A 14,010-nucleotide genomic window follows, 5' to 3' on the forward strand; every position below is an offset into this window, starting at 1 on the left:
TTTATTTTAATGGTAAAGAATTAAAAAATCAACTGCCGGAAACACTACCAAGTTTACTTCCTAGACTACCTATAAATCTCAAAAACCAGCAAGCGCATCCAAGGCTTTACTTATTTGACGGAATATTTTAACCTGTAGGATTTTAGGGCAAGCGTATCTCGATCTGTTAGGCTCTCCAAAAAGTCCTCATCAAATTCATAAAATCTATCAAGTTGTTGGGAATAATGAATATAAAAGTAATGATCCAATACGCCTTAAAATAAAATTAGCCTTGGCGTGCACCAAGGCTATTCAAGTGGGAATTGAGGGATTCGAACCCCCGACCCTCTGCTTGTAAGGCAGATGCTCTGAACCAACTGAGCTAAATTCCCATTATTTTTAAACCACTTTATGTCTCCAGCCGTTGCCGGGAAACGCTGTGGGAATTGAGGGATTCGAACCCCCGACCCTCTGCTTGTAAGGCAGATGCTCTGAACCAACTGAGCTAAATTCCCATTATTCATCAACCATTTGTTGTTGAATTGGATTGCAAAGGTAGATGCTTTTTTTATTGCAGCAAATAATAATTGAAAAAAAATATCAGCCAGACACTAACTGGCTGATATCCTGAAATAAAAGTTATCGATATGACAATTGTCAAATATCAAATTTTATTCCTTGGGCCAAGGGAAGCTCAGTGGTATAGTTAATCGTATTCGTCTGTCGCCTCATATAAGCTTTCCAAGCATCCGAACCTGATTCTCGGCCTCCTCCTGTTTCCTTTTCTCCTCCAAAAGCCCCGCCAATTTCTGCTCCTGAAGTTCCAATATTGACATTGGATATGCCACAGTCCGATCCTTCACTGGAAAGATAACGCTCCGCCTCACGCATATTAGTGGTCATGATTGCAGAAGAAAGGCCTTGGGGGACGTTGTTTTGCATAGCAATGGCCTCCTCAAATTTCTGGTACTTAATAAGGTATAAGATGGGACCAAATGTCTCTTTTTGGACAATTTGAAAATGATTTTCTGCTTCAAAGACACTTGGCTTCACATAACACCTAGATGAATAATCCTCTCCTTCTAAAAGCCCCCCGGCTACCAATTCGCTTCCACCTTCTGCTTTTACCCTTTCAATCGCCGTAAGGTAGTTTTGTACTGCTTGCTCATCAATCAACGGACCTATATGATTGTTCTCATCAAGTGGATTCCCTATGGTTAGCTTGCCGTATGCCGAGACAAGTCTTTCCTTAACCTCATCAAAAACTGATTCTTGAATAATCAACCTCCTAGTGCTCGTACATCGCTGCCCAGCTGTCCCCACTGCACCAAAGAGTGCCCCTCGGATCGCTATATCCAGATCAGCATTTTCAGTAATGATAATGGCATTATTACCACCAAGCTCCAAGAGCACCTTACCTAATCTACCCCCAACGGTCTCGCCGACTGCCTTGCCCATATCGGTAGATCCCGTGGCTGAGATAAGTGCTACCCGTGGATCTTGGGTAAGAAATGCACCTACTGAAGCACCTCCAGTGAGCAGGGAAGAAACACCTTCAGGAAAGCCGTTTTGCTTAAAAACCTCCGACGCCAACACCTGGCAGGCCAACGAAGTCAACGGGGTCTTTTCGGAAGGCTTCCACACACACACATCACCACATACCCATGCGATCATCGTATTCCAAGACCAAACAGCCACAGGAAAGTTAAACGCCGAAATCACCCCCACAACTCCCAACGGATGCCACTGCTCATACATTCTGTGCCCTGGTCGCTCAGAGTGCATCGTTAGCCCATACAGTTGACGGGAAAGGCCTACTGCAAAATCACAGATATCAATCATTTCCTGCACCTCCCCGAGTCCCTCTTGGTAGGATTTGCCCATTTCGTACGACACTATTTTGCCTAACAAGTCCTTTTTGTTGCGAAGTTCCACTCCAATTTGGCGGACCACTTCACCACGCTGCGGTGCTGGTACATTTCGCCAAACTTTAAATGCTTTTTCAGCTTGCTCCAAGACTTTTTCATAAGACTCACGTGTAGTCATCTGGATCTTGCCTATCTCTTTCCCATCCACAGGAGAGTGGCTGCTCAGCCATTCTCCTTTGATGTCTATATACTCTACTCCTGTCCAAGTCCCCTTGTTTACTTCATTGAGCCCAAGGTCTTGAAGAAGGGTTTTAGTATCGAATGTGTCAGTCATGATAGATTTATTGTTTAAGCTAATTTGTGGTAATCCAGTTTTGATCCTCTTTCTTAGAAAAGAGATGAGAAGTTATTCATTAATTTGAAGAAATTAAAGAAGGCGTATTGATAAATAACCAGACCCGAAACAAATCACCTCATTCTCTTTTCAAAAAGCTCCCCACATTTGGACTGGATACTAACCAAATTCATGATGGATCACAGTCCCCTTTTACTGGCACACCTTTTGAAAAGGCGAGTGAAACGCTACTGGTTTTTAAACTCAAACAAGATGAAAAGATACCTCCTACTACTTACCGCTTTCTTGCTGCAACAATTGGCTTTTGGCCAACTCATCGAACGCAACTTCTTTGGAGACTTAGAATATCACTCCAGAAATGGAGAATATAAAGCTACTTTGGAAAAAAATGTCTTTAACGATCTAATGTTCAGCGATAACAAGCATAACAAAATCACATTTGAGGAACAATACCTCCATTGGGAATATGGCGATTTGTTGAAAAATGAACGGGAAGAACACATGTTCCTCATGGACTTAGTCCGCCAATACCGACGGGAATCCCACTACAAAGCCACCTACCAAATTGATATTTTTGACAATTTGGTCATCGAAGACAATAGAGATTATAAACTCGAAGTAGGCCAAGACATCTTCGGTAACATCACCCACGAAGAATCCATTAATGGACGCAGGGTGGCCATCACTAGAGAAAAAGACGGCGGACTTATCTATGAATCGAACCGCCAAAAGGCCTCCTTACAAAAAGATATTTTTGACAGGTGGATTTATGAGGACAGTCAGAACAACAAACTGATCTTCAGCAATGCTTCATGGGCCAACCTAGCAAGAAAATACGGTAATAATGAGCGTATATTCCAGCACTTCATGAATGAGCTGCTGTTCATCCAAAAGAATCACCAGTCTCGCCCCAGAAGAGGGCGGAACAATTAGTTGATAAAATTTATAAATAATATATTTGTCAGCTATCCATTTAAAGATCGCTGGAAGGCAATTGGACAATATCCATTACCACAGGCAATCTATTTTCAGTTTAGAACAAACAGTACATGGAAATTCCGCTTGCGCTCCGCACCGTCATGGTAACACGGTACATTTTGCCCCTCCGGGAAGGCGGCTCTTTGCCAGCCCTCGCCGAAGCAGACGATGGCTTTAAATATGCCTTGAAATTCAGGGGAGCGGGCCAACGTGAAAAGGCCCTTATTTCCGAACTATTGGGTGGGGAGATAGGAAGGTTACTGGGCTTTAAGGTACCCGAACTGGTGTTTGCGGAATTGGACGTGGCATTTGGGCGATCGGAGGGGGATGAAGAAATCCAAGACCTGCTCAAGGGCAGCCAAGGGCTTAACCTTGCCCTGCATTTCTTATCCCAGGCGATCAACTTTGATCCACTGGCCATGGAAGTGGATCCCCTCTTGGCTTCCAAAATCGTTTGGCTGGACATGCTGATCACCAATGTGGACAGGACCTTTCGCAACACCAACATGCTGATGTGGAACAGGGAACTTTGGCTGATCGACCATGGGGCAGCTTTCCTTTTCCACCATAGCTGGAACAATTGGGAGCGAAGCGCTACAGGCACCTTCCCGATCATCCAGAACCATGTACTCTTGCCCAAAGCCAGTATGCTAGATGAAGCAAATGAAATTTTAAAACCACTATTGACACCTCAAAAAATTACCGAAATCGTATCGCTTATACCAAAGCCCTGGTTACTCGCCGGAGGAGAGAGCGAAAATGCCGATGAACTGGCGGGGGTTTACTCATCATTTCTGAATTTAAGGCATGCCCACGCAGATCATTTCACCAAAGAAGCAAAAGATGCAAGGACAGCTGTTATATGACTATGCCATTATCCGAGTCGTCCCCAGGGTAGAGCGAGAGGAATTTATCAATGTCGGGGTGATCATTTGCGGCACCAAAAGCGGATACCTCCAATCCAAACTGTATTTGAACGAATCAAAACTCCTGGCATTGGATCCGGAAGCAGATGTATCCATGATCAAGGAAAACCTGGCATCTTTTGAGAAAATATGCTGTGGCTCCCAAGGCCCCATCGCCGCCATGGACAAAGCCTCCCGCTTCCGCTGGCTCACTGCCGTACGAAGTTCGATCATTCAGACTTCCCGGCCCCATAGCGGATTTAGCGACAACTTGGACGACACTTTAGCGCGCTTATTCAAGGAGTATGTCCTTTAGCTTTTTTTAGTGCTTTTCAGATCAGAAACATGTGGTTGATGGTAAAACCGTCACTGGGATAGGAAATATTGTAGGGTATAACTCCGAATAGGTGTCGGTGTTAACATTAAACCGTGCGTAAACGTATCCGTGCAAAAGCTCCATAGATCCTCATACTCACTATCCAAGACCAATAAACATCACAAAGCAGAGAACTAAAAAAACCTTCAAAGTTCTTAGCTCTGAAGGTTTTTGGTGTACGGCAGGCGTCTCCTGTCCGATTTTGGTAGGTCAATAATGATGCATTAATTCCACCCTCCACCGAGGGCTTGGTACATATTCACAAAAGCGTTCATCTGCTGCATTTTGGTCTCCACCAGATCAAACTTGGACTCCAAAGCATCCCGCTGGGTCATCAGCACTTCCATGTAATCTGCCCTTGCTGATTTGAAGAGATCTCCCGAGATGTTGATGGAGGTCGTCAAGGCTTCCACTTCCTGTGCTTTTAGGCCATAGCTCTTTTCCAGGTTTTTGATCTTTGCCAGCTGGTTGGCTACCTCCACATAGGCATTCAAAATGGCCTTCTCATAATTGTAAACCGCTTGAATCTGCTTGGAATTAGCACTTTTATAGGTGGCTTTGATTTCTTTTCTATTGATCAATGGGGCCGCCAAATCCCCCGCCAAGGAATACAACAACGACTCTGGCGTCTTGATCAGGTATGAGGGGTTAAATGCTTGGAAACCTATCCCGGCAGAAATGCCCAGTGAAGGGTAAAACCTTGCTTTGGCTACTTTCACGTCCAATTTGGCTGCCGCCAGCTCCATTTCTGCCCGGCGGATATCCGGTCTGTTTTCCAGCAACTGAGCAGGAAGCCCTGCTTGCACCTTATTTGGCACCAAATCTACAAAAGCCTCCGAGTCCCGCAGTATTGGCTGCGGAAACCTTCCCACAAGGAAATTGATCCTATTTTCAGCCTCAGTTATTTCTTGCTGGATATCGTATTGAAGGCTTTTGGTATGAAACACTTCCGCCTCAAATTTCTTCACCGCCAGCTCCGTAGCTTTGGCGGCGCTTTTTTGAAGCTTGACAATCTCAAGGGCATCACCTTGGATTTTGATATTCCTTTTGACGATCGCCAGCTGATTGTCCAAGGCCAGCAGCTCATAATACGAGTTGGCTATTTCGGCAATCAGATTGGTGACCATGAAGTTTTTTCCTTCTACGGAAGAAAGGTACCGTGCTACCGCTGCCCTTTTGGCATTGTGCAGCTTGCCCCAGATATCCGCTTCCCAAGAAGCAAAGGCCCCCACCATAAAATCAGGCAATGGTTCAGGCATCTCTCTGCCCGGCTCGATATCAGTGGTCGCCTCACTGGCACCGCGGCTGGTATAGCGGCCTACCTTGTCCAGGCCAGCACCTGCTTTGATGTCCACAAAAGGCAAGTATTCTCCTTTTTTAGCCTGAATTTCATTCTTGGACACGGCGATTTCCTGCAAGATGATATTCAACTCCTGGTTATTGCTCAGTGCCGTATCGATCAGGGCGTTCAGATAGGGATCCGTAAAGAACTCCTGCCATTTTACACGAGCCGTATTGACCGTATCAGCAGCGCGTCCATAGCTCTCCGGCACAACCGTATCGGGTGCTTTTTCAACGACAGAGGGAGTCTTGCACGATGTGAAGGCCAGCGACAAAAAGGCAGCTCCCAGTGATATATATTTAATGCTCTTAATCATTGTAATCGTATTCTTCGGTTAATGGAACTTCATCTTCATCTTGGATCAGGTGACGGCCATCCGCCAGCTTGCCAAATATGTAATACAGGCCTGGTACGATAATCACCCCGAAGATGGTACCGAAAAGCATACCACCCAATGCAGAAGCACCAATGGTACGGTTTCCGATAGCACCTGCTCCAGTGGCAATGATCAGCGGAATCAAGCCGGCAATAAAGGCAAAGGAGGTCATTAAAATCGGACGGAACCGGACTTTTGCCCCTTCTATGGCCGCATCCAGAATCGTAGCCCCTTGCTGCCGTTTCTGAACAGCAAATTCCACGATCAGCACAGCGTTTTTACCCAAAAGGCCAATCAACATGATCAAGCCGATCTGGGCGTAAATGTCATTGTCCAGTCCCATCATTTTAAGCAATAAGAATGAACCAAACACACCCACAGGAAGCGAAGTCACCACCGCTAACGGAATAATAAAACTCTCGTATTGTGCAGCCAGCACAAAATACACAAACACCAACACCACTAGGAAGACATACAAGGATTCATTGCCCCTGTTGGACTCATCGTAAGAAAGCCCTTCCCAAGCAATATCATACCCCTGCGGCAAGGTCTGCGCAGCCACCTCACGGATAGCGGCAATGGCATCTGCCGTGGTATAGCCTTTGGCAGGAAGGCCTCTGATGGCTGCCGAATTGTACATATTAAAACGTGTCACCTCATTAGGTCCCTGGGTTTTCTTCATGGTCATAAAAGCCGAATACGGCACCATTTCTCCTTCTTCGTTTTTGACATACAGGTTCAATACATCCGAAGGCAACCTCCTGAACTTGGGGTCGGACTGGACATAAACCTTAAAAAACCGCCCAAATTTGATAAATCCCTGCTCATAAGTACTACCAATCATTATATTGAGATTTTCCATGGCTTTCCCGATGGATACTCCCTTCTGCATCGCCAGCTCATTGTCCATCACCAATTCGTATTGGGGGTAATTGGCAGCAAAGAAGGTAAACAACCCGGTAAGCTCTTTCCGCTTACTAAGATCTTTCATAAACTGCTTATTGATCTTGTCGAAGTCCTGATAATCCGTATCTGTGGTCTTATCCAGTAGCCTCATGGAGAAACCGCCTGATGAACCAAATCCTGGAATGGCCGGTGGCTCGAAGAACTCGATTACTGCCCCTAGGCTTTTGGACTCTTCTTCCAGCTCTTCCATGATCTCTTTTACCGTATGCTCACGGTCAGACCATTTTTTCAGGTTGATCAGACAGGTACCGGCGTTAGAGCCACGCCCTTCTGTCATGATCTCATACCCTGCCAGGGAAGACACCGATTCCACTCCTTCTATTTCTTCACAGATTTTCTGCAGTTCTTGGGACACCTTGTTGGTTCGCTCGAGGGTGGCTCCTGGAGGGGTCTGGATAATGGCATAGATGGTTCCTTGATCTTCACTTGGGATAAAACCGGAAGGAAGCACCTGATTTTCCAAATAAATCCCCGCGCAGAAAGCAACCAGAATACCGAAAGTCAGCCATCTCCTGCTCACCATTCGCTTCAACAAGGCCACATACCTCCCCGTCAATTTATCAAAACCGCTATTGAACTTGTCCAGTGATTTGGTGAGGATATTGCCTTTTTTGGCTTTGCCATGGTGATTTTTCAGCAGCATCGCACAGAGCACCGGGGTAAGGGTCAGGGCGATCAGTGCCGAAATCACAATGGAGCTCGCCATCGTAATGGAAAACTGCCTATAGAACGTCCCCACGGGACCACTCATAAAGGATATTGGCAAGAACACCGATACCATCACCATCGTAATGGCGATAATGGCACCACTGATTTCGCCGAGCACTCTTTTCACTGCTTGATATGGTGTGAGATGCGGAAATTCCTCCATTTTGGCGTGCACGGCTTCCACTACTACAATGGCATCATCGACCACAATACCAATGGCCAGCACCAATGCAAATAGCGTTACCAAGTTAATCGAAAGTCCAAAAAACTGGATGACAAAGAATGCCCCTATCAGCGACACGGGCACCGCCAAAATAGGAATCAACGTGGAACGCCAATCGCCCAAGAAGATAAACACCACCAAAGCCACTAAGATAAAGGCATCCCGCAAGGTATGGATCACCTGCTCAATGGAAGCGTCCAAGAAATTGGAGACGTCATAACTGATCTTGTAATCCACCCCAGGAGGAAAAGTCTGCTTCATCTCTGCCAACTTCTCCTTCACGGTCTCGATCACCTCACTGGCATTACTACCGTAGTTCTGTTTGAGCACAATCGCTGCTGAAGGGTGGCCGTCCAGATTGGAATAAATATCGAAAAACTCACTTCCCAATTCGACTTTACCGATATCCTTCAGGTGGATACTTTCCCCCTCTGCATTGGCACGAATGATGACATTTTCATATTGATCGGGCTCATTATACCTACCCTTATAGGTCAGTACATACTCCAGTGATTGGGCCTCTATACCAGAACTACGCCCCAGCCTGCCTGGGCGGCCCACGATACTTTGCTCTTGGAGCGCTTCCATGACTTCCTCTACGGAAATATCATATGCCCTCATCCTGTCCGGGTTAAGCCATATCCGCATGGCATAACGCCGGCTACCCAAAATCTGGGCTTTTGCCACTCCTTTGATCCGGTTGATCTCGGGGATCATGTGGACATTGGCGTAATTATAGAGGAATTTTTCATCCATGTTTTTGCCCGTGCCATATAAGTTGACATACATCAACATACTGGGCTGGATGGGCGTGATGATCACCCCCTCCCTTTGCACCAGCTCTGGCAAGAGCGGCATGACGCGGTCCACGCGGGTCTTCACCCTGATGACAGCCTGATTGGGATCCGTCCCCGGTTCGAAGATCACCCGAAGGGTCGCTTCGCCAGCACTGGTGGCGTCCGTGGCCATGTACCGCATTCCCTGGGCACCGTTAATGGAGTTTTCGAGCGTAATCAGTGTTGACTTCACCAGTACATCTGCACTGGCACCTGGATAGGCGATAAATACGTTTACTGTTGTAGGCGCAATTTGGGGAAATTGGGAAATCGGCAATTTCTTAATGGCCAAAGTACCTACAAAGACGATAATGACCGAAATCACAATAGCGAATACCGGTCTGTGAATGAATTTTTGAAACATTACTGCTCTTTTTTGATGAGACTCAATTATTCCGCGTAAAGGCCAAGCTGGGACATCGCTTCTTCAGGAGCGACCAGTTCCGGATGGATTTCATCATTTTCCTGAACCAACCGCAAGCCCTCTAGCAGTACCTTGTCATGCTCCTCTAATCCATCTTGTATCACGTACAGATGGGGCATTTCAGCAGCTATGGAGATCTCTCTTGCATGCAGCCTATTTTCTTCGTCCACTACATAAACGTATCGTTTGTCCAACACCTCAAATGTGGTCTTCTGTGGGATGATCATGGCGTTTTTAAAAGGCACAGACATTTGGATATTGCCCGTTTCGCCATGCCTCAGCAGGCCATTAGGATTGGGAAAGGTGGCCCTAAAAGGAATATTTCCCGTCTCGTGGTTAAAATCCGCTTCTATAGTCTCCACTTTACCAGGATGGCCAAACACTTTATTATTGGCCATGAGCAGGTTTACCATAGTAGCAGAGCTGTCTCTCTTGAGACTGGACATATAATCCAAGTATTCCGCTTCCGGCACATTGTAATACACCCACATTTTAGAATTGTCGGATAGATTGGTCAAAAGCTCCCCTTCATCGATCAGACTCCCGATCCTCACATGAAACCTATCGATGATACCATCAAAAGGCGCCCGGATTTCGGTAAACTCAAGATGGGTCCGTGCCAAGGCCAGCTCAGCATTGGCTTTGTCCAGTTTGGCTTTGGCCATGGCCAGTTCATTTGGCGCCACCACATCCCTATCTGCCAAGGATTTGGTGTTTTGATATTCTATCTCGGCAAAACTCACTTCAGCTTTTGCCCGCTGAAATTCAGCCTGGTATAGCTTGGGCATGATCTTAAACAATAGTTGGCCTTTCTTTACAAATTGGCCTTCGTCCACATAGATTTTCTCCAAATACCCGCGTTCCTGGGCACGTACTTCAATGTGGCTTATGGAGTGGATCTGGCAAACATAATCTTCCGTGATGGTGGTATCCATCCTAACAGGATTCGTAATCTGTAGCTCATAAACATGGGCTTCTTTTTCCTCTCCATGGGAGGCACAGCTCGTGTGCAGCAACAAGGCACACAAGCCCATTAACATGAGGATACTCGTTCTCATAATGTTTTGTTTAAATGTTTTGATTTTTGGTTTTGTGGCGTGGCCATAAGGGACACGCCAAAACATTCAGGACATAAAAGACCATCGAATGCCAGGGAATCTTGGGCAATTGTGGAATAAGAAAATAAGGTGTGATAAATGGAATCTCAGGCAATAGGAATATTGCCTCAGCGAATGGATAAAAAATATCGTATCAGATCAAGAACACCTGAATATAAAGGTGCCAACGATTCGATATAATATGGGAAATGTGCTTACAAAAAGGTAAGCCTTTAAGGCTGGTGGCAGCAAATTCACCACGTAAATAGTCAAAAAAGAGTACTGCAAGCTCCTCGCCGCTTTCAAAATGCTTTCTGGAAGAATTGTTTTCGCTTTCTTCTTCTATATTCTCTCCCTCTGCCGGATACACTCCTTTCTTAAGGCCGGAAAAAGAAGTCTTGAAAACGATATCCTCTAAATGATGGGAATATTGGCTTTCCGATTTGGAGAGGTAGGATGTTGGCTCAGAAAACTTCTCCTGATGCTGTGTCGAAAACAGCGGCGCTATTCCACTCGAAAGCAGAATACTAAAGGACAATATCAGTCTGATCAACATTTTCATGATTGGAGCCAAAAGTATGCAAAGAAATTCTCCTTGTCAAGAAAACAGGTGTTAATTCTTTTTGAACAATCCACCATAAAATTTTTTACGTGCTTTAAGTTACTCGTTTCTGACCGGACCAATTCCCTTTTCCTATTGCGCATCACTAACTTGGAATAGCAACTCACCTATCCTTAAACTTTCTTCTCCTCAAAATAATTCAAAAACCATGTCAAAATTTTTCAAAAAAACCATCGTCAGCCACCTTACCAAAAAGGAGCAATCGATAAAAAAGAACATAATTGGTAAAGCATTTGTATCAAATTTTTGAAAATTCTACTTTTGAAAAGGATAATGATTCCTGTGAAATTTAGGTTCACAGCTACTGTTTTAGGATATTGCCCCCATCCGGCACCTCCACAACAGCTCAATTGACATCATCTATCCACCGCCCCTAAAATCAATTGATCCATTAATATCCACGATGTTCGCATTTACTAAAATGTACTTACTAGCTTCTTTGATTTCCGGTTTTATCCTCCTACAATCTTTCTTTAGCGGAGGGCTTAAATTCCGCGGAAACGAACAAGCAATAAACCAGCGCACATCCTATACTGTTTTTGGAGGGCATGAAGCAGAATTTTCGGATCATTTTGACATTGACTTCAATATATCCCTAAGCCCGGTCAAAGAAATCGGGTACATTCTAAGGATCAAAAACGGTGTGAACAATCGGATATTCAATTTATTCTACGACAGCCAAGGGAACCAAATCGTTTTTAAATTTAATGAAGAGGGAAAAACCAACCTTATCGTAGCCAGAATGGAAAAAGCCCAATTGTTTAGCCAGCAATGGTTTGACATGAAAGTTTCCTTTGACCTCATCGGTGATTCTATCACACTTACCATTGATAATAAAACATTTACTACCGAAAACCAGCAACTTCAAGACACCTATCATCCCGAAATTCTTTTCGGTAAAAGTGACCACATTATCGATGTCCCTGCTTTTTCGATCAAAAACCTATCTATTCTCGGAAAGGAAGCCTACCATTTTCCCCTCTATGAAAACGAAGGCAATATCGTCCACGACATCAACGGCACCCCATACGGCAACGTCATCAATCCAGATTGGTTGAAAAACTATGCCTACTACTGGAAACATCTGGCTTCATTCGAATCTGCATCCATTGCAGGAGCAAATTACGACGCCCAAAAAGAAGAAATTTACTATTACAACCGAGATTCACTCTGGCGCTATAATGTCCGTTCAGGTAACATCCAAACTGTGAATTTCGATCAAAAATGCCCTGTAGAACTCATTTTGGGCACCAATTTTATCGATAGTGTCCAAAACAAATTATACACCTACGAGGTGTATTATGACTTCCCTTACCAAGGTCCAACGGTAGCCAGCCTTGATCTGGACACTTATGAATGGACCGAAGAAAGCCAGGAACAACTCCCTACCCAACTCCATCACCATGGATCCTTTATCGACCACAGCTCCTCCCAATACAGCATTTTTGGAGGATTTGGCAACATGAAGTACAGTAAAAATTTCTTTTCCTTCGATTTGAAAGACAAGGAATGGGGGCTTACCGAAGGGTTTACAGGAGATGTCATTGCACCGCGCTACTTCTCTTCTGTCGGTTATCAACCTGAAAACAACGATTTATATATCCTAGGCGGGATGGGAAACGAGTCTGGGGACCAATCTGTCGGAAGGAAATACTACTATGACCTCTATCAGGTGGACATGGATACCAAACATGTCTCCAAGCTTTGGGAAATACCGTGGGAAAATGACAACGTCGTTCCCGTACGGGGCATGGTCGTAGTAAACGACTCCAGTCTTTACACACTCTGCTATCCTGAGCATTTCTCGGATTCTTTTCTTCACCTTTATCGCTTCTCCCTAAAGGATGGCAGCTATGAAATACTTGGAGATTCCATCCCTATCCGGTCTGACAAAATCACTACCAACGCCAATCTTTATTTTAACAAAGGACTCAACAACCTGTATGCTGTGGTGCAGGAATTTGAAGATGATATTTCTTCAGATCTAAAAATCTATTCCTTGGCTTTCCCCGCTATTACAAGGGAGGAGCTGTCAAATTTTCCAGCAAAACAACACAGCAAAACCCCTTTATTGGCCTTGCTCTTAGGGATTGGAGCAATAGGTTTGGGGCTGTTGTTATACAAAAAGTTAAAACCAAAATCTCCGCCCCTCGCAACAAGTCCGAAGCAAGCAGAGGAAATAATCCAAGCTCCAAGGACTACACCGTCCGTACCGCCCAGTTCCATCCACCTATTCGGCAACTTTATGGTGCGAGATGCCAACGGAAAGGATATCACCTACATGTTCAGCACCCAGCTAAAACAGGTTTTTTGTCTTATCCTACATTACAGTCTATCGGAAGATGGGATTACTTCGCAGCACCTCAGTAATTTACTCTGGCCGGACAAACCTGCAGACAAGGTCAAAAATTCCCGTGGTGTGACGATCAATAACCTACGCAAAACCTTGGGCGAGCTGAATGGAATAGAATTGGTCCATGAAAAGGGACACTACAAAATCATCCTCCATGAAGAGGCATATTGTGACTATGCAAGGTGCCTCCAACTTATCGCTACCCACAAAATGGAAGACCATAGAGATGAGTTTGCCGGAATCGTATCCAGGGGAAAATTCCTCTATCTCTTGGACGATCCCTTGTTCGACTTATTCAAAGAAGAAGCCGAGACCAAACTAGAGCCAGCCTTGATATTGGAAATGGAAAAGAGCTTTGCCAATGAATCGTTTGTGATCACAATTTCACTGGCAGAAGCCCTTTTCAATATCGATCCTTTAAATGAAACAGCATTGGTACTCCAAATTAAAGCCATGCAGAAACTCCATATGATAGAAGACTCCAAACTTGCCTACAGGTCCTTTGGTGTTGAATATAAACATGCCACCGGCAAGGATTTTCATCGCTCCTATCAAAGTATCATCTCTTAACCCAACGGGGGGTGCTAGCAACATGAAATCCC

Annotated in this window: 9 protein-coding genes and 2 tRNA genes; 4 read left to right on the top strand and 7 right to left on the bottom strand. The window is 45.0% G+C overall.

Annotated features, from left to right (window positions below; translation table 11 throughout):
* Positions 1 to 296: 296 nt before the first annotated feature.
* From FDP09_RS02175 to amaB, 3 genes are all read right to left on the bottom strand, one after another.
* Positions 297 to 371 (bottom strand) — tRNA-Val (locus tag FDP09_RS02175).
* Between the two features lie 48 nt (positions 372 to 419).
* Positions 420 to 494 (bottom strand) — tRNA-Val (locus tag FDP09_RS02180).
* A 142-nt stretch (positions 495 to 636) separates the two neighbouring features.
* Positions 637 to 2,181 carry an L-piperidine-6-carboxylate dehydrogenase gene (gene amaB, locus FDP09_RS02185; RefSeq protein WP_137401087.1) on the bottom strand — a complete coding sequence of 515 codons (1,545 nt, stop codon included), beginning with the start codon at positions 2,179 to 2,181 and terminating at the stop codon, positions 637 to 639.
* A 273-nt stretch (positions 2,182 to 2,454) separates the two neighbouring features.
* On the opposite strand from amaB, the gene FDP09_RS02190 reads away from it, so the two are divergent.
* The 3 genes from FDP09_RS02190 to FDP09_RS02200 all read left to right on the top strand — a co-directional run bounded on the left by FDP09_RS02190 (position 2,455) and on the right by FDP09_RS02200 (position 4,401).
* Entirely contained in the window at positions 2,455 to 3,135 is a 681-nt protein-coding gene (locus FDP09_RS02190; protein ID WP_137401088.1) for a hypothetical protein, read from the top strand.
* A gap of 116 nt (positions 3,136 to 3,251) precedes the next feature.
* Entirely contained in the window at positions 3,252 to 4,046 is a 795-nt protein-coding gene (locus FDP09_RS02195) for a HipA family kinase (protein WP_137401089.1), read from the top strand.
* Positions 4,024 to 4,401, top strand: a complete 378-nt coding sequence (locus FDP09_RS02200) for a DUF3037 domain-containing protein (protein WP_137401090.1) — start codon at positions 4,024 to 4,026, stop codon at positions 4,399 to 4,401. Before FDP09_RS02195 ends, FDP09_RS02200 begins: the two co-directional genes overlap by 23 nt.
* Positions 4,402 to 4,685: 284 nt before the next feature.
* Here the strand turns inward: FDP09_RS02200 and FDP09_RS02205 are convergent, their stop codons facing one another.
* The 4 genes from FDP09_RS02205 to FDP09_RS02220 form a co-directional block, all read right to left on the bottom strand.
* Positions 4,686 to 6,119, bottom strand: a complete 1,434-nt coding sequence (locus tag FDP09_RS02205) for a TolC family protein (protein WP_137401091.1) — start codon at positions 6,117 to 6,119, stop codon at positions 4,686 to 4,688.
* Positions 6,112 to 9,276 (bottom strand): efflux RND transporter permease subunit, encoded by a 3,165-nt coding sequence (locus FDP09_RS02210; protein ID WP_137401092.1) that lies wholly within the window; start codon positions 9,274 to 9,276, stop codon positions 6,112 to 6,114. The genes FDP09_RS02205 and FDP09_RS02210 overlap by 8 nt, the downstream gene beginning before the upstream one ends.
* 26 nt (positions 9,277 to 9,302) lie before the next feature.
* Positions 9,303 to 10,394: an efflux RND transporter periplasmic adaptor subunit gene (locus tag FDP09_RS02215; RefSeq protein ID WP_137401093.1), complete on the bottom strand. Its 1,092-nt coding sequence runs from the start codon at positions 10,392 to 10,394 to the stop codon at positions 9,303 to 9,305.
* 193 nt (positions 10,395 to 10,587) lie between these two features.
* A complete protein-coding gene (locus FDP09_RS02220; protein ID WP_137401094.1) occupies positions 10,588 to 10,995 on the bottom strand; it encodes a hypothetical protein in 408 nt (135 codons plus the stop codon).
* Positions 10,996 to 11,476: 481 nt separating this feature from the next.
* Between FDP09_RS02220 and FDP09_RS02225 the strand changes: the two genes are divergently transcribed.
* Positions 11,477 to 13,978 carry a Kelch repeat-containing protein gene (locus tag FDP09_RS02225; RefSeq protein WP_229683298.1) on the top strand — a complete coding sequence of 834 codons (2,502 nt, stop codon included), beginning with the start codon at positions 11,477 to 11,479 and terminating at the stop codon, positions 13,976 to 13,978.
* The last annotated feature ends 32 nt before the right edge of the window (positions 13,979 to 14,010 follow it).

Origin of the sequence: Echinicola rosea, assembly GCF_005281475.1 — a bacterium.
Classification (GTDB): Bacteria; Bacteroidota; Bacteroidia; order Cytophagales; family Cyclobacteriaceae; genus Echinicola; species Echinicola rosea.